The organism is Paenibacillus pasadenensis, from assembly GCF_002864175.1.
In the GTDB taxonomy this organism is placed as follows: Bacteria; Bacillota; Bacilli; order Paenibacillales; family Paenibacillaceae; genus Paenibacillus_O; species Paenibacillus_O pasadenensis.
This window is the reverse complement of sequence record NZ_NFEZ01000003.1, coordinates 532,539-552,265: the sequence shown is the minus strand read 5'-3', so window position 1 is coordinate 552,265 and position 19,727 is coordinate 532,539. Positions and strand designations below refer to the sequence as shown.

The 19,727-nt window shown below is 65.5% G+C and carries 16 protein-coding genes; 10 read left to right on the top strand and 6 right to left on the bottom strand.

Translation table 11 applies throughout. The features are described 5' to 3' along the window. Positions 1 to 11: 11 nt before the first annotated feature. The 4 genes from B8V81_RS06065 to B8V81_RS06050 all read right to left on the bottom strand — a co-directional run bounded on the left by B8V81_RS06065 (position 12) and on the right by B8V81_RS06050 (position 3,130). Complete coding sequence (locus B8V81_RS06065) at positions 12 to 1,412, bottom strand: PepSY-associated TM helix domain-containing protein (protein WP_084137322.1); 1,401 nt, start codon at positions 1,410 to 1,412, stop codon at positions 12 to 14. A gap of 239 nt (positions 1,413 to 1,651) precedes the next feature. Further along, the gene (locus B8V81_RS06060; protein ID WP_043111396.1) at positions 1,652 to 1,981 is read right to left on the bottom strand and encodes a YtpI family protein; all 330 of its coding nucleotides are present in this window, start codon (positions 1,979 to 1,981) and stop codon (positions 1,652 to 1,654) included. A gap of 291 nt (positions 1,982 to 2,272) precedes the next feature. Next, the gene (locus tag B8V81_RS06055) at positions 2,273 to 2,794 is read right to left on the bottom strand and encodes a sporulation membrane protein YtrI (protein ID WP_052333282.1); all 522 of its coding nucleotides are present in this window, start codon (positions 2,792 to 2,794) and stop codon (positions 2,273 to 2,275) included. A gap of 9 nt (positions 2,795 to 2,803) precedes the next feature. Continuing rightward, positions 2,804 to 3,130 carry a YtrH family sporulation protein gene (locus tag B8V81_RS06050; protein ID WP_028599096.1) on the bottom strand — a complete coding sequence of 109 codons (327 nt, stop codon included), beginning with the start codon at positions 3,128 to 3,130 and terminating at the stop codon, positions 2,804 to 2,806. Between the two features lie 194 nt (positions 3,131 to 3,324). Between B8V81_RS06050 and B8V81_RS06045 the strand changes: the two genes are divergently transcribed. Next, on the top strand, positions 3,325 to 6,546 hold the full coding sequence (locus B8V81_RS06045; RefSeq protein WP_180968384.1) for a DNA polymerase III subunit alpha: 3,222 nt from the start codon (positions 3,325 to 3,327) through the stop codon (positions 6,544 to 6,546). Positions 6,547 to 7,643: 1,097 nt separating this feature from the next. On the opposite strand, the gene B8V81_RS25955 is transcribed toward B8V81_RS06045, so the two are convergent. Then, positions 7,644 to 7,772, bottom strand: coding sequence for a hypothetical protein (locus B8V81_RS25955; protein WP_255309748.1), 129 nt, complete (start codon positions 7,770 to 7,772; stop codon positions 7,644 to 7,646). Between the two features lie 375 nt (positions 7,773 to 8,147). Between B8V81_RS25955 and B8V81_RS06040 the strand changes: the two genes are divergently transcribed. From B8V81_RS06040 to ppk1, 8 genes are all read left to right on the top strand, one after another. Further along, positions 8,148 to 8,648 carry a phosphatidylglycerophosphatase A family protein gene (locus tag B8V81_RS06040; protein ID WP_101807961.1) on the top strand — a complete coding sequence of 167 codons (501 nt, stop codon included), beginning with the start codon at positions 8,148 to 8,150 and terminating at the stop codon, positions 8,646 to 8,648. Between the two features lie 379 nt (positions 8,649 to 9,027). Next, entirely contained in the window at positions 9,028 to 9,216 is a 189-nt protein-coding gene (locus B8V81_RS06035; protein WP_028599093.1) for a hypothetical protein, read from the top strand. A 41-nt stretch (positions 9,217 to 9,257) separates the two neighbouring features. Further along, the gene (gene accD / locus B8V81_RS06030) at positions 9,258 to 10,148 is read left to right on the top strand and encodes an acetyl-CoA carboxylase, carboxyltransferase subunit beta (protein ID WP_101807960.1); all 891 of its coding nucleotides are present in this window, start codon (positions 9,258 to 9,260) and stop codon (positions 10,146 to 10,148) included. After that, on the top strand, positions 10,138 to 11,226 hold the full coding sequence (locus B8V81_RS06025) for an acetyl-CoA carboxylase carboxyltransferase subunit alpha (RefSeq protein WP_052333280.1): 1,089 nt from the start codon (positions 10,138 to 10,140) through the stop codon (positions 11,224 to 11,226). Before accD ends, B8V81_RS06025 begins: the two co-directional genes overlap by 11 nt. A gap of 208 nt (positions 11,227 to 11,434) precedes the next feature. Further along, a complete protein-coding gene (gene pyk / locus B8V81_RS06020; protein WP_028599091.1) occupies positions 11,435 to 13,189 on the top strand; it encodes a pyruvate kinase in 1,755 nt (584 codons plus the stop codon). 164 nt (positions 13,190 to 13,353) lie between these two features. After that, positions 13,354 to 13,878, top strand: coding sequence for an acyl-CoA thioesterase (locus tag B8V81_RS06015; protein ID WP_028599090.1), 525 nt, complete (start codon positions 13,354 to 13,356; stop codon positions 13,876 to 13,878). Then, complete coding sequence (locus tag B8V81_RS06010; RefSeq protein WP_028599089.1) at positions 13,875 to 14,321, top strand: FxsA family protein; 447 nt, start codon at positions 13,875 to 13,877, stop codon at positions 14,319 to 14,321. Before B8V81_RS06015 ends, B8V81_RS06010 begins: the two co-directional genes overlap by 4 nt. A gap of 147 nt (positions 14,322 to 14,468) precedes the next feature. Further along, entirely contained in the window at positions 14,469 to 16,556 is a 2,088-nt protein-coding gene (ppk1, locus tag B8V81_RS06005; protein WP_101807959.1) for a polyphosphate kinase 1, read from the top strand. Positions 16,557 to 16,630: 74 nt separating this feature from the next. On the opposite strand, the gene B8V81_RS06000 is transcribed toward ppk1, so the two are convergent. Further along, positions 16,631 to 18,181: a Ppx/GppA phosphatase family protein gene (locus tag B8V81_RS06000; RefSeq protein WP_101807958.1), complete on the bottom strand. Its 1,551-nt coding sequence runs from the start codon at positions 18,179 to 18,181 to the stop codon at positions 16,631 to 16,633. A 346-nt stretch (positions 18,182 to 18,527) separates the two neighbouring features. On the opposite strand from B8V81_RS06000, the gene citZ reads away from it, so the two are divergent. Continuing rightward, the gene (citZ, locus tag B8V81_RS05995; protein ID WP_028599086.1) at positions 18,528 to 19,640 is read left to right on the top strand and encodes a citrate synthase; all 1,113 of its coding nucleotides are present in this window, start codon (positions 18,528 to 18,530) and stop codon (positions 19,638 to 19,640) included. Positions 19,641 to 19,727 lie beyond the last annotated feature (87 nt).

The following is a 19,727-nucleotide window of genomic DNA, read 5'->3' as shown; positions in this document are numbered from 1 at the left end:
CGACCTCCCTTTCAGACCGCGAACCAGCGGCGCAGCGCCGGCACGCGGCGAATGACGAGCCAATCCAGCGCGAGCACGGCCAGCAGCGAAAGCCCGACGAGCGGCATGAGCACGCCGAGGACGGCCATGATGATCAGGACGCCGATCGACGCTTTTTTCTCCCGCGGCTTGTTCGGAGCGCCCAGCTTGCCGGCTGGAGCCCGCTTGCGCCACATGACGTACGAGCCGGCGGAGATGAGAATGAGGCCGAGGCAGGCGAGCAGGCCGAGCAGCTGGTTGGCGATGCCGAACAGCTTCCCTTCGTGGAAGGCGATGCCGAGCGTGATCAGCTTGGCCATGACGCCGTATTGCTCATAGCGGACATCGGTCAGCACGGTGCCGCTGTACTGGTCGACGTGAAGCGTGGCCGAATCCCATGGCTTGGCATCGGCGGTTGAGATCGTATATACGCCTGTCTCGCCGCTTGGCATCGTAATCGTATACGGCCTTTGCACATGCTGGCGGTCGGCGATGCCGGCGACCTCGTCCACCGTGATGGGCACGTAGCCGCCTGGCGCCGATGCCGGCACGGGCAGGCTCTCGGCCGCCCAGGGCAAGTCCGCGGCGATGTCCTTGGCGCGCGTGACCGACTCCGGCGCGCCCATGAACGAGTAGGCGTAAGGCGGATTGTTCGTGTTCGTCGCGTTGGCAGCCTTGTCGATCTGGCCGCCCAGCACGCCCGACCAAGGCAAGCCGGTGAGGATGAGGGCAAGGATGAGGATCGACAGCCAGAACGCAGGCACGGCGTGCAGGTCTCTCCAGAACAGCCGATTGCCCGGCTTGCCGAGGCGAGGCAGCAGCGTGCCCCAGACGCTGAACCGTCCGCGCGGCCACCATAGATACAAGCCGGTCACCGTCAGCACGAGCCCCCAGCAGGCCGCGAGCTCGACGATGCGGTTCGGCAGCGTTCCCGGCAGAAGCAGCTGGCTGTGCAGCTTTTTGAATACGGCAGAGAACGTCTTGTCGGAATCCAGCGTTCCGGCGATTTTGCCCGTATAAGGATCCGCGTACAGCGTCGTCGGCACGCCTCCCTGAACGACGCTCATCTTGACCGTGGATCGCGCGTCGGACGGCAGCGTTAGCGATTGGATGGCAAGTCCCGGGTTCTCTTTGCGCACGGCGGCCGACAAGGCGTCCGGCGACATCCGGACCTGGCCGACCTCTCGAACCGTCAGCAGATCCTTGTAGAGCTGGCCTTCGATCTGAGGCTTGAACAGATAGGCTCCGCCGCTGACGGCGAGAAGAATCAGGAACGGCGCGAAGATGATCCCGGCATAGAAATGCCATCTCCAGACGCTTTGATACAGCGCCGGCAGCAATCCTTTCTGCCGCGCCTTCGTTCCCGGCGTTGCTCCTGCAAGCTGAGTGCTCATTCGAAACGACTCCCCCTGGTTGAATTGAATCATGACTGAACCAGTATAGGGGCTGAAGGCGAGCAGGACATGACTCTTTCAGGCTATGGACGTCATCGGCTGGGGTGAAATTTTAGTGACGGATCGGGGGAAAAAACGACGACTCGCGTTCTTTCGTTGGCGGCGAAAAAGGCAAACCGAAAAACGCCCCCGTCCGGACAGGCCGGATTCGGGGGCGCGGCAGCGGCTGGATGTCAGCGTCAGCGGGACTTGCCTTCGGCGGCGCGGGCGATGACGCCGCGGATGATGCTGCGGTTGCGCAGCCCGGCGAAGATGTTGAACAGGCCGAGCAGCATGAACACGGCGCCGACGATGACGCGGATCGTGGAGCCCTCGTACAGGAACATCTGGATGAGGGCGATCAGGATGAGCATCGTGCCCATGCTGATGTTCATCTGAGCGGCGTAGAGGATCTTGAGGTTCGCGTCCTTGGTGCGGCGCGAGCGGAAGCTGTTCAGCACCGAGAGCGTGCAGCTGAGGACGATGCCTGCAATGAGCACCCATTGCAGCCAGGCGACGGAGTCGTTCATAGAGCCGAGATTTCTCCTTTGGAATGGGCGGCAGGCCCGGGGGTTTTGGTAAAGACAAGCAAATGCAAAGGCGCATCGCGGCTGCAGATCTTGTCTTTCTGGATGCGAGACGTGCATCGCCGCCAGAGGACGGAGAGAGCCAGCCCGCCTTGCGCCATTGTATCATAAAAGCTCCGCTCGGCGAAGCCGTCCGACCGGCTCGACCGGCTCGTCCGGCCTGCGCCAGCCCTGCGTTTCTTCCGGTCCATGCTGGTTCTGCGGCTCGTCCGGCTCACGCTATCCCGGCCCGCGCTAGTCCTCCGGCTCGGCGCTGCTGCTGATCTCCGGCCCGCGGCGGCGGATGCTCGCCCACACCTGCAGCTTGTTGTCGACGACAAGCACGGTCTTGATCTCGAGCGAGAAGCTCTTGTCCTTGTCGCGGTACACCTTGCCCGCCAGCAGCTCGCGCGCGAGCCGCGACTCGCGGTCGATCTCATAGATGCTCTGGCCCTCGAGCACGAGCAGATCCTTGTGCAGCATCGCCTTGAGGCGGGCTTTCGTCGGCTCGTCGAGCCCGGCCGCGTCGGAGCTTTCCTCGAAGCGGATCTGGACGGTCTTGATGACGGAGTGCTGCTCCTTGAACTGGTTCAGCTTGCTCAGGTCGTTGTCGCGCTCGTTGAGCTGATCCTCCAGCTTGCCGATCTGGTTGGCGGCCCGGTCGAACTGCGCTTGGAACAAAGCATGATAAAAGGCCGCCCCGATGACCATGCCGGCGAGCACGAGGCCGACGCCTTGCGTGAAGCGGACGAAGCGCTCGAACGGAGGAATTCGCATCGCGCGCGCTCACCCCGATCCCCGGCAGACGAGGCGGATGAGCTCCGTGCCGGCATGGGCGCCGATGAAGGCGCACAGGATGAACAGCAGCTGCTGGGCGACAGGCGACAGCTGGCCGTGCATCATATGGCTCTCGATGACGCGCATCGGATCGATCGTGCCGCCGACGGCCGCGACGAGCGCCCATATTTTCAGCCGGTCCGCCGTGTCGAGCATCATCGCGCTGGGCGGGGAGAAGGCCAGCACCGAGCCGATGCCGGCGAGCAGCGAGCCTCCGACGACGACGCCGAAAGCGATGAAGAAGTCGATCAGGGCCTTGCTCAGGATCAGGTTCATGCTCCGCATCCGCCTCACCTTTCCGCTAGGGAGTATGGGAATGGCTTCCCTTGTCCATTGTATGGGACTGCGGCGCTCTTTTATGATAAGATAGAAAGAAAGAGCGAACAGATGTGCCCCAGGGCGCCGCCGGAGCCGAAGCCATGGGGCGACGGTCCGCGCAGCGGCGGGGCGGCGTCGGAAGGAGGGGCGGGATGAGCGGGAGCGAACGATTCGTGCACCTGCATGTGCACAGCGAATACAGCTTGCTGGACGGAGCGGCGCGGATCCGCGACCTGACGGCGCGGGCGGCGGAGCTCGGGATGGACTCGCTGGCGCTGACCGACCACGGCGTCATGTACGGGGCGGTGCCCTTTTACAAGGAATGCGTGAAGCGAGGCATCAAGCCGATCATCGGCTGCGAGATGTACATGGCGGGAGGCTCGCGCACGGACAAGGGAACGCGCAAGGACAATCCGATCTACCATCTGATCCTGCTCGCGCAAAACGAGGCCGGCTACCGCAACCTCATGAAGCTCAGCAGCATCGCCCATCTCGAGGGCTTCCACTACAAGCCGCGCATCGACCACGACGTCCTGCGGGAGCATGCCGAGGGACTCGTCTGCCTGAGCGCCTGCCTGGCGGGCGAGGTGTCGCAGCATCTGCTGCATGACCGTCCGGAGGAGGCGAGGCGGGCCGCGCTGCGGTACCGCGAGACGTTCGGCGACCGCTTTTATCTGGAGATCCAGGACCACGGCATGGCCGAGCAAAAAAAGGTGATCGCCGGCATGATCGCCCTCTCGGAGGAGACCGGAATCCCGCTGGCCGCCACGAACGACGTGCATTACCTGCGGCAGGAGGACGCGGCCGTGCAGGACGTGCTCATCTGCATCGGCACGGGCAAGAGCGTGAGCGATCCCGACCGGCTGCACATGCATGGGGACGGGATGTATCTCAAGAGCGCCGACGAGATGGCGCGGCTGTTCCCGCATCTGCCCGAGGCGCTGGCCAATACGGCCCGCATCGCCGACAGCTGCCGGCTCGAGCTCGCGCTCGGCGTGCATGCGCTGCCGGAATACCGGCCGCTGCCGGACGGTCTGAGCGCCGCGCATTATTTGGAGCGGCTTTGCCTCGCGGGCATGCAGGCTCGGTACGGAGAGTCCGGCGAGCGGCTGGCGGAGGCCGAAGAGCGGCTGCGCTACGAGCTCGGCGTCATCGAGCGGATGGGCTTCAGCGATTATTTCCTCATCGTCTGGGACTTCATCCGCTACGCGCATGAGCAGGGCATCCGCACGGGCCCCGGACGGGGATCGTCGGCGGGCAGCCTCGTGGCCTATTGCCTGCGCATCACCGACGTCGATCCGCTCAAGCACCGGCTGCTGTTCGAGCGCTTCCTCAATCCGGAGCGCATCAGCATGCCCGATATCGACATCGACTTCAACGACGAGCGGCGCGACGAGGTGATCGCCTACGTCAGCCGCAAGTACGGCTCCGACCATGTGGCGCAGATCATCACCTTCGGCACGCTCGCGGCCAAGGCCGCCGTGCGCGACGTCGGGCGGGCGCTCGACGTGCCGCCGGGCGACATCGACCGCGTCGCCAAGCTCATCCCCGGCCATCCCGGCACGACGCTGGAGTCGGCGATCGCCTCGGTGCCGCAGCTGCGGGAGTACGCCGAGCGCGAAGGGACGCGCGAGCTGATCGCCACCGCGCTCAAGGTCGAGGGCATGCCCCGCCACGCCTCCACCCACGCGGCGGGCGTCGTCATCTCCGGCCGTCCGCTGACCGACTACGTGCCGCTGCAGGGCGGCTCGGAGGCGGCCGCGCTGACGCAGTATTCCATGGAGAACGTCGAGGCCGTCGGCCTGCTCAAGATGGACTTCCTCGGCTTGCGCACGCTGTCGATCCTGGAGCGGACGCTCGACTGGATCCGGCGGCCGGACGGCGGGACGGTCGACTTCCGCGAGGTGCCGGACGACGATCCGGCGACCTACGAGATGCTCGGACGCGGCGATACGACCGGCATCTTCCAGCTGGAGTCCGCGGGCATGCGGCGCGTGCTGCGGGAGCTGCGGCCGAGCGGCTTCGAGGACATCGTGTCCGTGCTCGCGCTGTACCGTCCCGGCCCGATGGAGTTCATCCCCCGCTTCATCGCGGGCAAGCACGGCAAGGAGCAGGTCGAATACCCGCATCCTTCGCTCGAGCCGATCCTGAGGGATACGCACGGCATCATCGTCTATCAGGAGCAGATCATGCAGATCGCTTCGTCGATGGCCGGCTTCAGTCTGGGGGAAGCGGATCTTCTGAGGCGCGCCGTGTCCAAAAAGAAACGGGAAATTCTCGACGAGCAGCGCGCCGCCTTCGTCCGGGGCTCGCTTCGCCAAGGCTACGCGGAGGCAGAGGCGAACCGCGTCTACGACATGATCTTGCGCTTCGCGGACTACGGATTCCCGCGGGCGCATGCGGCCGCTTACGGCGTGCTCGCGTTCCAGACCGCTTGGCTGAAGCGCCATCACCCGGTCGCCTTCATGGCCTCGATGCTGGCCTCCGTCACGGGCAACCAGCGCAAGACCGGCGAGTACATCGACGAGTGCCGCCGCATGGGCATCGAGGTGCTCCCGCCGGACGTGAACCGCAGCTCGGTCACGTTCAGTCCCGAGGGCGAGGCGGTGCGCTTCGGCCTCGCCAGCATCAAGAACGTCGGCACGCAGGCGATCGAGTCGATCCGGCGGGAGGCGGCGCTCCGGCCGTTCGCCAGCCTCATCGACCTGTGTCGCCGCGTCGACCTGCGCGTCGTCAACAAGCGCGTGCTGGAGAGCCTGATCGGCGCGGGAGCGCTGGAGTCGCTGCCGGGCCATCGCGCGCAGCAGCTCGCCGCGCTCGACGAGTCGGTGGAGGCGGCGCAAAAATGGCGCAAGGAGCGCGAGGAGCTGCAGATCGAGCTGTTCGGCTTCGAGGAGGTGCAGAACTGGGATATCGAGCTGCCCCAGGTGGAGCCCTATTCGCAGACGCAGCTGCTGGAGCTCGAGCGGGAGCTGCTCGGGCTCTACCTGTCCGGCCATCCGCTGGACGCGGCGGAGGAGCGGCTCGGCGAGCTCGGCCTCGACCGGCTCGTCGAGCTGGAGGAAGCGCCGGAGGGGACGCCGGCCGTAACGGCGGTGCGGATCGTCTCCGTGAAGACGCTGCGCACGCGCAAAGGCCAGCCGATGGCCTTCGCCGAGGTGGAGGACCGCATCGTCCGCGCCGAAGCGGTGTTCTTCCCGTCCGCCTGGGCGAAGCTCGGCGAACGCGTCGCTGCCGGCGGCCTGGCGGTCGTGCAGGCCTCCGTGCAGAGAGGGGACGAGGACTTCAAGCTGATCGTCGACGACCTCGTCCCCCTCGACGACTCCGAGCTGCGCTCCGGAGTCGAGCGGCTTCGCCAAGGCGCGCGCGTCTAGCCGCTCCGGCGGCTCGGCGCCGCGGCCGGGGCAGAGCTCACGGTAGGGCGCAGGAGGGCCGGCTGCCGGCGCGGCATCGCCGCCGGCGAGGCGCTCCGGCGCTGCGTCGGCGGCGGGAGCAGGCGAAGCCTCGGCGCCAGCTGGCCGCCGCGTCGCGGCGCAGCCGGAGCGCTCGTCGAGCGCCCGACGCTGGCGCGTCCACGCCGGCGCGTGCCGCCGCCGCGCAGCGGCTGTACCTCAAAATCAAGGCGGATGAGACGCCCGTCGTCCTGGAGCAGCTCAAGACGCTCCTGGCCGAGCATGCGGGACCTCTCGGCACCGTGCTCTTTTACGAGCGGGAATCACGCACGATGGCGCTGAGCGAGCGCTACCGCGTCAAGCCTTCGCCGGAGCTGATCGAGCGTATCGAGAGCCTGCTCGGACCGGGCTGCGCGGTCGTGAAGTAGCTGGCGGAGTCTGGCGAGCGCTACCGCGTCATTGTCGATTTGAGCGTCGATGTCGGCACGGGCGTCAGCGAGGGCTTGTCAGCTCCCTCTTCGTCGCTTGCTTGTTCAACCGCTGCCGGCCTATGGCCGGCGGCGGTTTTTTTGTTGGCCGCGCAGCCTCTGCTGTCAGCGCAGAACAGACGACTACGCGCGGAAGAACTATGCGTAGCCGCACTACTCAGAGCAGAACAGACGACTACGCGCGGAAAAACTGTGCGTAGCCGCCGCCCTCAACGCGGAATAGACAGCTACGCGCGGAAAAACCGCGCGTAGCCGCCGCACTTAGAGCGGAACAGACGACTACGCGCGGAAAAACTGTGCGTAGCCGCCGCCCTCAGCGCGGAATAGACAGCTACGCGCGGAAAAACCGCGCGTAGCCGCCGCACTTAGAGCGGAACAGACGACTACGCGCGGAAAAACTGTGCGTAGCCGCCGCCCCCAGAGCGGAACAGACAGCTACACGCGGAAAAACCGCGCGTAGCTACCGCTCCCAGAGCGGAACAGACGACTACGCGCGGAAAAACTGTGCGTAGCCGCCGCCCTCAGTGCGGAATAGACGACTACACGCGGAAAAACCGCGCGTAGCTGCCGCCCCCAGAGCGGAACAGACAGCTACACGCGGAAAAACCGCGCGTAGCCGCCGCCCTCAGAGCGGAACAGACAGCCGTTGCACCCAGCCGCCGCATTCAGCAACCTTCGCACCTCCGCATCGCCGCCCTCGCACGACATGCCGCGATCCATGAGATGCCCATTCCTCCTTTCTATCCCTTCACTTGAAGGTTGAAATAGGCATCTGCGAGCACGAGTGCCTTCGTCGCAGCGGCTGCGGAGCGCCCTTCTGCTTCGTCGGCGTACCGCATCGACGCGGCCGCAGTCTCTTGGAGGCTCTATTTTTCCGGAACATTTCGCGGGACAGGTGCATAGAGTAGGAAGCACAGCAGCCTTAGGCTGCGAGCCGAGCGCCTCTGACGGCGGATAGGCAGGCGGTGGGGAGGCGGGAATCGCGTCCCTCTACGGCTGTCTCCTTCGCGGAATGGCGCTGCGGCGCAAGCGCCGCAGCCTGTCCCGAAAGATCAGGTCGGCGCTTTGGCAAAGCGGAAAGCGGGAGGAATGCGGATGAACATCGAATTGGAGCGCTGGCTGGAAAGGCGCGGAGTCACAGTAGCGGATGTCGCGGAAATCGTCCACTCCTTGCAGCTCCCCTACAACCCTCATCTCACGATGGACGAATGCGTGGACAGCGTGCGCACGGTGCTGGGCAAGCGCGAAGTCCAATATGTGCTCTGCACGGGCATCGCGCTCGACGAGCTTGCGGAGAAGCGGCTGCTGCCGGCTCCGCTGCAGCGAATCATGGAGAAGGACGAATCGCTGTACGGCGTCGACGAGACGCTGGCGATGGGCATCACGCATGTGTACGGCATGATCGGCTTGACGAGCTTCGGCTATCTGGATAAGGTGAAGCCTGGCATCATCAGCCGCCTGAACGACAAGTCGACGGGCGAGATCCACGTCTTCCTCGACGATCTCGTGGCCGGACTGGCCGCGGCGGCATCGGCCCGGATCGCGCACCAGGACCCGAGGGCGACGGACTACAGCGAGGACGGCACGAAAGCCTGAGGGCGTGCAGGAATCGGCGGCTGCGGGAGCGAATCGTTCCTGCAGCAAGCTGCCGCCGGCCGGCGGCCAAGCGGACCGCTCCCCCGGCTCGGGACCGCGAAGCGCGGCCGTCCGCGCCGCTGCGGGACAGGCCGCTCCCCGGCAGCCCGCGCCGCCGGCGGACGGACCGCTCCCCCGGCGGACGGACCGCTCCCCGGCTGCCCGCGCCGCCGGTGGACGGAGCGCTCCCCGGCCGGGACCGCGAAGCGCCCGGCCGAGCCGCTCTCCCTAGCGGCTTTCGGCCCGGATCGGCCTAGGCCTTTCTTGCTAGCAAAACTTCTCCTATGCTATGATTGTGAGATCATGTGACCTGTTTCCGGGATATCAGGAGGTACCTTTCATGTGGACGGTCATCTACATCGCGCCTACGGCGAAGATCGCGGAGAGCATCAAACGAAGGCTAACCGAAGAGGGGTTCCTCGTCCAGACAAGACCCATCAACATGTCCAAGCAGCAGTACGAGATCCTCGTGCCGTCCGGAGAACTGGAAGAAGTCCAGGAAGTGCTGACGTCCATTCTCCATTCCTGATTCCGGCCCGACTATACTTAGCGTCTTGAGAGGTGTCACTTGTGTTCAAGGACCTGTTCCATAAGCGAAAATACGCCACCGTGCCTTCCGAGAGGGAGCGCGGGGACCAGCAGGAAAGGCCGAAGCGGGACATTCCCGAAGGCTTGATGAACAAATGTCCCAAATGCGCGGCGATCCAATTCTCCAAGGAATTGGACAAGAACCACAAAGTATGTCCGTCCTGCGGGCATCATTTCCGGCTGAGCGCTTGGGAGCGCATCGGAATGACGCTCGATGACGGACGTTTGTCTGAATTCGACCGCGACATGATCTCGGAGGACCCGCTGGAGTTCCCCGGCTACGCGTCCAAGCTCGAAGCGCAGAAGAAGAGCTCCGGCCTGAGGGACGCCGTCGTGACGGGCGAAGGCGCGATCGGGGGCTTCCCGGTCGTCGTCGCCATCATGAGCTTCGACTTCTTCAGCGGCAGCATGGGCTCCGTCGTCGGCGAGAAGATCACGCGGGCGATCGAGCAGGCGCGTCTGCGCAAGCTGCCGATGCTCATCTTCTCGACTTCGGGCGGCGCGCGCATGCAGGAGAGCATCCTGAGCCTCATGCAGATGGCCAAGACGAGCGCCGCGCTCGCCAAATTCCAAAGCGAGGGCGGCCTGTACATCTCGGTCATGACCGATCCGACGACAGGCGGCGTCACGGCGAGCTTCGCCTCGCTCGGCGACTACAACCTGGCCGAGCCCGGCGCGCTCATCGGCTTTGCCGGCCGCATCGTCATCGAGCAGACGATCCGCCAGAAGCTGCCGGACAACTTCCAGACTTCGGAATTCAACCTGCAGCATGGCCAGCTCGACCGCGTCGTGCACCGCAAGGACATGAAGTCCACGCTGACGCGCCTGCTTGACATGCATGCCGTGAAGGAGGAAACGGGACATGGCGGGTGAACTGCCGTTCGAAAAGCCGCTGGGCGACCTGAGGCGCAAGATCGAGGAGCTCAAAGGGCTCAGCCAAGGCAAGGGCATCGACTTCAGCGACGAGATCGCCCGGCTGGAGGCGCGCTGCCGCCAGCTGGAGGAGGAGCTCTACAGCGAGCTCGGCGCCGCCGAGAAGATGCATCTGGCCCGCCATCACCAGCGGCCGACGTCGCTTGATTTCATCCAAGCGATCTTCACCGATTTCCTGGAGCTGCACGGCGACCGGCTGTTCGCGGACGATCTGGCGATCGTCGGCGGCCTCGCCAAGCTGAACGGCATGCCGGTCACCGTCATCGGCCATCAGCGCGGCAAGGATACGAAGGACAATATCGCCCGCTTCTTCGGCAGCCCCCATCCGGAGGGCTTCCGCAAGGCGCTGAGGCTCATGCAGCAGGCGGACAAGTTCCGCCGTCCGATCATCACTTTCATCGACACGAAGGGCGCCTATCCCGGCAACACCGCCGAGGAGCGGGGGCAGTCCGAGGCGATCGCCCGCAACCTGCGCGAGATGGCGCTGCTCGGCGTGCCGGTCATCTGCGTCGTCATCGGCGAAGGCGGCAGCGGCGGCGCGCTCGCGCTCGGCGTCGGCAACCGCGTGCTCATGCTCGAGAACGCGATCTACTCGGTCATCTCGCCGAACGGCGCGGCATCCATCCTCTGGAAGGACGCCTCCAAGGCGGACCAGGCGGCCGAGGCGATGAAGATCACCGCCAAGGACCTGCTGTCGTTCGGCATCATCGAGGAAGTCGTGCCGGAGCCCCAGGGCGGCGCCCACCGCGACTACGAGCAGCAGGCGGAGTCGATCAAGGAAGCGGTCTGGCGCCATCTGCAGGAGCTGCTCGCGATGTCGGCGGAGGAGCTCGTCGAGGATCGGTACATGAAGTTCCGCAAAATCGGCCGCTTCGCCTTCGCGGCGGAGGCGGGCTCGGAGCAGCCGGACGGCGCGCTGGAAGCGCCGGAGGCTGCCGGACTGCCGGCAGAAGCCGGAGCGGAGCCGGCCGCGCCGGGCGACGCCTCGCCCGCCGCGGAGTCGGCCCGAGTGCACTAAGCAGGAGTCAGGTTCGCAAGGAGCGGCCGCAAGCGGCCGCTTTTTCGCGTCTTGAGAACGCATTTCTTTTGCGGTCTGAATCGAAAGTCATGCTTTTTACCGGACGAAAGTCTTGTAAAGAGAGGAATGTCATGTCTATGCCGCTGCCAAATGTGATAGAATGAATGATAGTGTTCAAGCAAGCTAACTGATGGAGGAATCATGAACCATGCGTAAAACGAAAATTGTATGTACGATCGGACCTTCCAGCGAGTCGCTGGAAAATACAAAGAAACTGATTCTGGCCGGCATGAACGTCGCCCGCCTGAACTTCTCGCACGGCGACTTCGAAGAGCACGGCAACCGCATCAAGAACATCCGCCAGGCCTGCGCGGAGCTCGGCAAGACGGTCGCGATCCTGCTCGACACCAAAGGCCCTGAGATCCGTCTCGGCAAGCTGAAGGAAGAGCCGATCGAGCTGCAGCAGGACGACTACATCACGCTGACGACCGAAGAGATCCTCGGCGACCGCCACCGCATCCCGGTGACGTACAAGAACCTGCCGGCCGACCTGAAGGTCGGCTCGACCGTCCTCATCGACGACGGCCTCATCGGCCTGACCGTCGTGGACATCCAGGGCACGGAGATCAACTGCAAGATCGTCAACAGCGGCCCGATCAAGAGCAAAAAGGGCGTCAACGTTCCGGGCGTGCACATCTCCCTGCCGGGCATCACTGAAAAAGACGCCGGCGACATCGTATTTGGCGTCGAGCAGGGCGTCGACTTCATCGCCGCTTCCTTCGTGCGCAAGGCTTCCGACGTGCTTGAGATCCGCGAGCTGCTGGAGCGCCACAACGCGGGCCACATCCAGATCATCTCCAAGATCGAGAACCAGCAGGGCGTGGACAACCTCGACGAGATCCTCGAAGTGTCCGACGGCCTGATGGTCGCGCGCGGCGACCTCGGCGTCGAGATTCCGGCCGAGGAAGTGCCGCTCGTGCAAAAGTCGATGATTCAAAAGGCGAACCTCGCCGGCAAGCCGGTCATCACGGCGACGCAGATGCTCGACTCCATGCAGCGCAACCCGCGTCCGACCCGCGCCGAAGCGAGCGACGTGGCGAACGCCATCCTTGACGGCACCGACGCGATCATGCTCTCCGGCGAGACCGCCGCGGGCAAGTACCCGACGGAATCCGTGCTGACGATGTCCCGCATCGCCGAGCGCGCCGAGTCCGCGCTGGACTACCGCGAGATCCTGACCAAAACGGCGATCGCGCAGCAGACGACGGTCACCGAGGCGATCAGCCAAGCGGTGGCGAACTCCGCCCTCGACCTGCAGGCCAAGGCGATCGTGACGTCGACCGAGAGCGGCTATACCGCCCGCATGGTGTCCAAGTACCGTCCGAAGGCTCCGATCATCGCCGTGACGACCGACGAGCGCATCATGCGCCGCCTGAACCTGACGTGGGGCGTCATCCCGACGAAGGGCGTCGCCGCCGATACGACGGACGAGATGTTCAACTTCGCCGTCGAAGGCGCGCTCGGCACGGGCCTCGTCTCGCTCGGCGACACGATCGTCATCACCGCCGGCGTGCCGGTAGGCCGCGCGGGCACGACGAACCTCATCAAGGTGCATCACATCGGCGAGCTCGTCGCCAAAGGCCAAGGCATCGGCAGCCAGACCGCTACGGGCAAGATCGTCGTCGCCCGCACGCCGGAGGAAGCGATCGCCAAGACCAAGGAAGGCTCCATCCTCGTCACCGTCTCGACCGACAAGGACTACATGCCGGCGATCGAGAAGGCTTCGGCGATCATCACCGTATCCGGCGGCATCACGAGCCATGCGGCCGTCGTCGGCCTGAACCTCGGCATCCCGGCGGTCATCGGCATCGACAACGCGTTCGAGCTGCTGCATGACGACATGGAAGTGACCGTCTACGGCGAGATGGGCGTCATCTACACCGGTCAAAGCAAAGTCCTGTAAGAAGCCGGGCCGGCTCCGGCTTGGCTCTGACTGCCAAGCCCTGCGTCTGCTCAGGGCCAAGGCCGATCCTCTCCCGCCGAGAGGATCGGCTTTTTTGCATATTGCCTGATTTGAGCCGATAATAAAGGGACAAGGATAGAGGCAGGAAGGGGCAATTAGGGCTTATGGAGCAGGCGGAATGGACGCTGCACCCGCTGCGGGTGCGCTATCAGGAAACGGACGCGATGGGCGTCGTGTATCATGCGAATTATTTGACCTGGTTCGAGATCGGGCGCACGGAGCTGATCCGCTCCGCGGGGTACGCCTACGGCCGGATCGAGCAGGAAGGGCTGATGCTGCCGCTGACGGATCTGGACAGCCAGTTCCGCCAGCCGGCCCGCTACGACGACGCGATCGTCGTCTGCACCCGGGTGGAGCGCTTCACGCCGATGCGGCTCGGCTTCCGCTATCAGATCCGCCGGCTCGAGGCGGGGGCGGCGGAAGCGGCGCTGCCTGCGCTCGGCGAAGGCGCGGTCCGCGCCGCGGGCGAGGACGGGGCCGGACTTCCGGGCGAGCTGCTTGCCACCGGGGGCACTCGGCATGTGTGGGTGGATCGCAGCTTCCGTCCGGCGCGGCTCGACCGGCGCCTGCCGGAGCTGTACGCGCTGATCCGGCGCATGGCGCCGGCTGGAAAGGAGGAGGGGGCATGAACCGAAGACTCGGAACGGTGCAGAAGGCGCTGCTCGGCGGAGCGGCCTACGTGCTGCTGGAGGTGATCGCGATGGCCTGGCTCGGCAGCCGCATCGGCGTCGGCGGCGTGTTCCTGCTGCTCGTCGGCACGGCCGTGCTGGGCACGGTGCTGATGCGCACGCACGGGCGCAAGGCATGGGCGGAGATGCGCCGCAAGATGGAGCTCGGCGAGCCGCCGGGCCATGCGCTGCTGAACGGCCTTTGCCTGATGGCCGGCAGCCTGCTGCTCATTTTCCCCGGCGTGATCGGCGACCTGGTCGGCCTGACGCTCGTCCTGCCCGTCACCCGCGGCTTCTACCGCCTGCGCCTGTACCGGCTGCTGGAGCGGCTGCTGCGGCGCGGAGGCGGCGGAGGCTTCGGCGGTCCGGGCGGCGGGCGGTTCATCTTCATCGGGCGCCGCTGAGGCCGGCGTCCGGCATGCCTTCGATCCGCAGCGGGGGGCGTGCCGGCCCTCGCGGCCGCAGGCATTTACCTGGCCTTTACCGCATCTTAATATAGAAGTAACAGTGACGCTGCATAATAGGGACAACGACAAGGAGGCTCTTCAGCGATGAGTAAAGCATTGTCCCCCTATGTGAACCGCGACCTGAGCTGGATCGAGTTCAACCGCAGGGTGCTGGAGGAAGCGCAGGACCCGACGACGCCGCTGCTGGAGCGCGCGAAGTTCCTGTCCATCGTGTCCAGCAACATGGATGAATTCATGAGCGTCCGCATGGCGGGCATCCAGGACCAGCTCAAGGCGGGCTATACGAAGATGGATTTTACCGGCTATACGCCGCAGGGGCTGTGGAAGCGGCTCATCAAGCGGACGGGCCAGATGGTCGCCGAGCAATACCGCACCTATCGGGAAGTGATGAGGGGGCTGGCGCGAGAGGGCATACATATCCGCGAAATGGAAGATCTGAACGCCTCGCAGGCCGCGGCGGTCGAGCATTATTTCCGGACGATCGTCTTTCCCGTGCTGACGCCGATGGCCGTCGACCAGAGCCGTCCGTTCCCGCTCCTTCATACGAAGGAGCTGTATCTGGCCGTGCTGCTGCGCGATCCCGAAGAAGAGCCGGAGGCCGAGCCGTACTTCGCGATCGTCCAGGTGCCTTCGATCCTGCCGCGCTGCGTGGCGCTGCCGGTCCGGGGCAACAGCAAGAAGCTCGAGTACGTGCTGCTCGAGGACCTTATCCGTTCGTTCATCCATACGCTGTTCAGCGGCTACAGCCTGGAAGCCGTGCATCCGTTCCGCCTGACCCGCAACGCCGACCTGACGCTCAACGAGGAAGGCGCCGAGGATCTGCTTGAGGAGATCGAGAAGGAGCTTCGCCGCAGGCGCTGGGGCATGCCCGTGCGGCTCGAGATCGGCGAAGGCTTCCATCCGTACGCGCTCGACCTGCTGCAGGAGGAGCTGGAGATCGGCGATCATGTCGTCCGCATCGGCGGACCGCTCGATCTCAGCTTTCTGATGCGCTTCGCCGGCTCGATCGGCGGCAAGGAGAGTCTCCGCTATCCAAAGCTCGAGCCGGTCTACCCGCGGGAGCTCGAGGAGCATGAGCTGATCTTCGATACGATCCGCGAGCGCGACGTGCTGCTGCATCATCCGTACGAGTCGTTCGAGCCGCTGGCCGAGTTCGTCCAGCAGGCGGCGGACGATCCGCAGGTGCTGGCGATCAAGATGACGCTCTACCGCGTCAGCGGGCAAAGCGAGCTCGTGCAGGCGCTCGCCGCCGCGGCCGAGGCGGGCAAGCAGGTGACGGTCGTCGTCGAGCTCAAGGCGCGCTTCGACGAGGAGCGCAACATCGCCTGGGCGCGCCAGCTCGAGAAGGCGGGCTGCCATGTCGTCTACGGCCTCGTCGGCCTCAAGACGCATGCCAAGATCCTGCTCGTCGTGCGGCGCGAGGCCGACCAACTGCGGCGCTACGTGCATGTCGGCACCGGCAACTACAACGACAGCACGGCCAAGGCGTACACCGACATCGGCCTGTTCACGTCGCATCCGATCATCGGCGCGGACGCGTCGGCGCTGTTCAACGAGGTGACCGGCTACTCGTCGCCTTACGAATGGCAAGCGTTCAGCGTCGCGCCGAGCGGGCTGACGGAGCAGCTGTTCCGGCTGATCGACCGCGAGCGGCGGCATGCCGAGGAGGGCCGGGGCGGCTACATCGCCGCCAAGATGAACTCGCTCTCCAACCAGGAGATGATCGACAAGCTGTACGAGGCGTCGCGCTCGGGCGTGCGCATCGACCTCATCGTGCGCGGCGTCTGCTGCCTGCGTCCCGGCGTGCCGGGCCTGAGCGAGAACATCCGCGTCGTCAGCATCGTCGACCGCTTCCTCGAGCATTCGCGGCTGCTGTACCTGCGCAACGCCGGCGAGGAGGAAGTGTATTTGTCGAGCGCGGACTGGATGACGCGCAACCTGACGCGGCGCATCGAGCTGATGTGCCCGGTGTTCGACCCCAGCCTGCGCGACAGCCTGATCGCGCTGCTGCGGCTGCAGCTGAGCGACAACGTCAAGGCGCGGGAGCTGCAGGCGAGCGGCGGCTACGAGCGGATGCGGCCTGCCGAGGGCGAGGAGCTGCTGCGCAGCCAGTTCCAGGCGGAGCGGATCTCCAGCTGGAAAAAGGCGCTGCCGCAAGCCGAGCAGGCGTAAGCGAAAAGGGGCTCTCCCGCAAGGCCGTCGAAACGGCCCTCGGGAAAGCCCCTTTTTGCCTGCATTGGCTTCGTCTAGCGGACGGACAGCTCGGGCTGAAGCCCCCACAGCTTGGCGAACTCGCGTCCGGCCTCCTCGACCTCCTGCCGCTCCAGAGCGAGCGAGCCGGACGGCCGCACGGCGCTGAGCCGCAGGCGGCCCTCCTCCGGTCCGAGCGACGCTTCGGCCTCGAGCCGGCTGATCGGCTGCGTCTCGCTGCGGTCGAGCGCGGCGGCGAGCTGGAGCAGGCTGCCCAGCAGGGCGGCCGCCTCCACGTCTCCGGGCTCCAGCAGCGCCGCGTACGGCTCGAGCTGCGACTTGCAGCGGCTGCGGCTGCGGAACGCCGCAATCGCGGCGGTCAGCACGTTCTCGCGATGCGACATGCCGTTCAGGCTGCAGTTGGTCAGCAGATAGAACGTATGCTTCGGATAGGCGGCGTGGTCGATCGACGCTCCGATCCGGTAGAGCAGGGAGGCGGCGTCCAGCAGCTTGGCCGCCCGATCGCCCAGCCGCTCCAGCGGACGGCCGGGAGCGGAGCCGCGCAGCGTCTCGAGCAGCTGCAGCGAGAGGCGGTTGACCTGGTTCACATGCGGGAGCGGCGCCTCGGGATAGAGCGCGTACGTGTTGCGCACGCTGTAGCCCAGCACGTCGTCGAGCCGCGGCCGCTCCGGCGACTGCACGGAGAAGAACAGGCCGTCGCGCAGGCCGGCCGCGCAGACGCGGTATTCCGCAGCGCCGGTCAGGCGCCGGAACAGCCGCAGCGCGGCGAGTCCGGGTACGATCAGGTCGACGCGGTCCTTGGACAGGCCCGGGAACTTGCGGCGCTTGTCCAGCGGCATCGCGCGCAGCGTATCGAACAGACGGTCGGCGTCCTCGGCCGGAATCGCATAGTTGTGCGTCTGCGGGAAAGGATAATGGCGGACCGCCTGATGGATCTTGGCCAGCGCGCGGATCGTGCCGCCGACGCCGATGAGCGGCAGTCCCGGCGACCAGCGCAGCCACGGATGCTCCTCGCTCGCCCGCAGCGCCATCTCCTCGAGCCGGCGCAAGCCGTCGTCGCCGAGCATGCCGCGGTCGGCATAGCTGCGGGCGAGGTTGACGCAGCCGAACGGAAAGCTGACGCTCTGCACGAGCGTGCGCTCCTTGAACAGGGAAATTTCCGTGCTGCCTCCGCCGATATCGATGAGGAAGCCGTCGCGGACGTCCATCGTGTTGACCATGCCGAGGAAGCCGTAGCCGGCTTCCTCCTCGCCCGGCAGCAGCTCGATGTCCAGTCCGGACTCGGCGCCCAGACTCCGCAGCACCTCGGCGCCGTTGACGGCGTTGCGCATCGCGGCCGTCGCGACGGCGCGAACGGCGCTCGTCCCGTGATGCGCGCAGAGCATGCGGAAGTGGCGGAGCGTCTCGGCCAGCTCGGCGACCGTCTCCTCGTCGATGCGCCCGTCGGCCGTGATCCTCTGGCTGAGCCGAGCCGGACGCTTGCTGCCGTCGATGACGCGATGCGCGCCGGTAGCCGTCGTCTCGTAGACGACGAGGCGGATGGAGTTGGAGCCGATGTCGATGATGCCGATGCGTTGCTCGTTCATGGAGCGGATTCCCCTTCCCTCGGACTATGGCTTCGCTGAAACGCTGATTCCATCAGTGTAACACCTTGCCGGCCAACCTCCAAACGGGCGACAAGTAAATTCTATGAAGGCGATAAAGCATTTTTATCTTCGATCGGTTGGATTCATCATGAAAATACTTTATGATAAAAAGGATTGCTGCGGTCGCCGATTTGCCCATCCTTGACATCCGCTGTTCTCGCCTGCGCGACCCGGAGGCGTGAATGCGCTGTCAAAGGCGGTGCAAGCCTTTTTCCGCAGCCTGATGTTGACAGTCCCATTACCGGCCGCTTCCTATCCGCGCGCCGAAGACAAAGGAGAGAGTTCAATGACAGCTACCAAAGGTCTCGAAGGCATCGTCGCCACGACCTCGTCCATCAGCTCCATCATCGACGGAGTGCTGACCTATCGCGGAATCAACATCGACGAGCTGGCCGAAGGCGCTACGTTCGAAGAAGTCGCCTACCTGCTCTGGTACGGCAAGCTCCCTACGGCATCCGAGCTCGAGGAGCTGAAGTCCAAGCTGAGCGCCTCCGCCCCGATTCCGGCCGAGGTGATCGACGCGATCCGCCTCTATCCGCAGGACGCCAACTCGATGGCGGCGCTCCGCACGGCGGTATCCGCCCTGGCGCTGTACGATCCGGCCGCCCAGGACATGAGCCGCGAGGCCAACGTAGACAAGGCGATCCGCCTGCAGGCGCAGCTGCCGACGGTCATCGCCGCTTTCGACCGCATCCGCAGCGGCCAGGAGCCGATCGCTCCGAAGGCCGGCCTGTCCGTCGCGGCCAACTTCCTCTACATGCTTACCGGCGAGACTCCGGACGATGTAGCGGTCAAGGCTCTCGACCAGGCGCTCGTGCTGCATGCCGACCATGAGCTCAACGCCTCCACGTTCGCCGGCCGCGTCACCGTCGCGACGCTGTCGGACATCTACTCCGGCGTCGTCTCCGCGATCGGCGCGCTCAAGGGCCCGCTGCACGGCGGCGCCAACGAGGCGGTCATGGTCATGCTCGAGGAGATCGGCTCGCCGGACCGCGTCGAGTCCGTCATCAACGAGAAGCTGGCCAACAAAGAGAAGATCATGGGCTTCGGCCATCGCGTCTACAAAAACGGCGACCCGCGCGCCAAGCATCTGCAAAAGATGTCCGAGGAGCTCGGCAAGCTGAAGGGCAACCTCGACCTGTACGACATGAGCGTGAAGATCGAGGAGATCGTGACCGGACAGAAGGGCCTGAAGCCGAACGTCGACTTCTACTCCGCGTCCGTCTACACGACGCTCGGCATCAAGCGCGACCTGTTTACGCCGATCTTCGCGATCAGCCGCCTGTCGGGCTGGACAGCGCATATCCTGGAGCAGTACGATAATAACCGTCTGATCCGCCCGCGCGCGGAGTACACGGGTCCAGCAAGCGCCAAGTTCATTCCGATCGAGCAGCGCTGATCTCCCTCCCCCCGGCTTCATGTCCGGGGGGCTTCGGCTGCGCACGCAGCTTGTCCCGTTTCCGCCGCTTGGCCGGCGCAGGGACCC

Bases quoted from the DNA above. Each gene is read 5' to 3' on its own strand.
- B8V81_RS06050 (WP_028599096.1), bottom strand. From the start codon at position 3,130: ATGAACCTGATCCTGAGCAAGGCCCTGATCGACTTCTTCATCGCTTTC.
- B8V81_RS06015 (WP_028599090.1), top strand. From the start codon at position 13,354: ATGGAGCAGGCGGAATGGACGCTGCACCCGCTGCGGGTGCGCTATCAG.
- B8V81_RS06040 (WP_101807961.1), top strand. From the start codon at position 8,148: ATGAACATCGAATTGGAGCGCTGGCTGGAAAGGCGCGGAGTCACAGTA.
- B8V81_RS06000 (WP_101807958.1), bottom strand. From the start codon at position 18,181: ATGAACGAGCAACGCATCGGCATCATCGACATCGGCTCCAACTCCATC.
- B8V81_RS06045 (WP_180968384.1), top strand. From the start codon at position 3,325: ATGAGCGGGAGCGAACGATTCGTGCACCTGCATGTGCACAGCGAATAC.
- B8V81_RS25955 (WP_255309748.1), bottom strand. From the start codon at position 7,772: ATGGATCGCGGCATGTCGTGCGAGGGCGGCGATGCGGAGGTGCGAAGG.
- citZ (WP_028599086.1), top strand. From the start codon at position 18,528: ATGACAGCTACCAAAGGTCTCGAAGGCATCGTCGCCACGACCTCGTCC.
- B8V81_RS06035 (WP_028599093.1), top strand. From the start codon at position 9,028: ATGTGGACGGTCATCTACATCGCGCCTACGGCGAAGATCGCGGAGAGC.
- B8V81_RS06060 (WP_043111396.1), bottom strand. From the start codon at position 1,981: ATGAACGACTCCGTCGCCTGGCTGCAATGGGTGCTCATTGCAGGCATC.
- B8V81_RS06055 (WP_052333282.1), bottom strand. From the start codon at position 2,794: ATGCGAATTCCTCCGTTCGAGCGCTTCGTCCGCTTCACGCAAGGCGTC.
- B8V81_RS06010 (WP_028599089.1), top strand. From the start codon at position 13,875: ATGAACCGAAGACTCGGAACGGTGCAGAAGGCGCTGCTCGGCGGAGCG.
- pyk (WP_028599091.1), top strand. From the start codon at position 11,435: ATGCGTAAAACGAAAATTGTATGTACGATCGGACCTTCCAGCGAGTCG.
- B8V81_RS06025 (WP_052333280.1), top strand. From the start codon at position 10,138: ATGGCGGGTGAACTGCCGTTCGAAAAGCCGCTGGGCGACCTGAGGCGC.
- B8V81_RS06065 (WP_084137322.1), bottom strand. From the start codon at position 1,412: ATGAGCACTCAGCTTGCAGGAGCAACGCCGGGAACGAAGGCGCGGCAG.
- ppk1 (WP_101807959.1), top strand. From the start codon at position 14,469: ATGAGTAAAGCATTGTCCCCCTATGTGAACCGCGACCTGAGCTGGATC.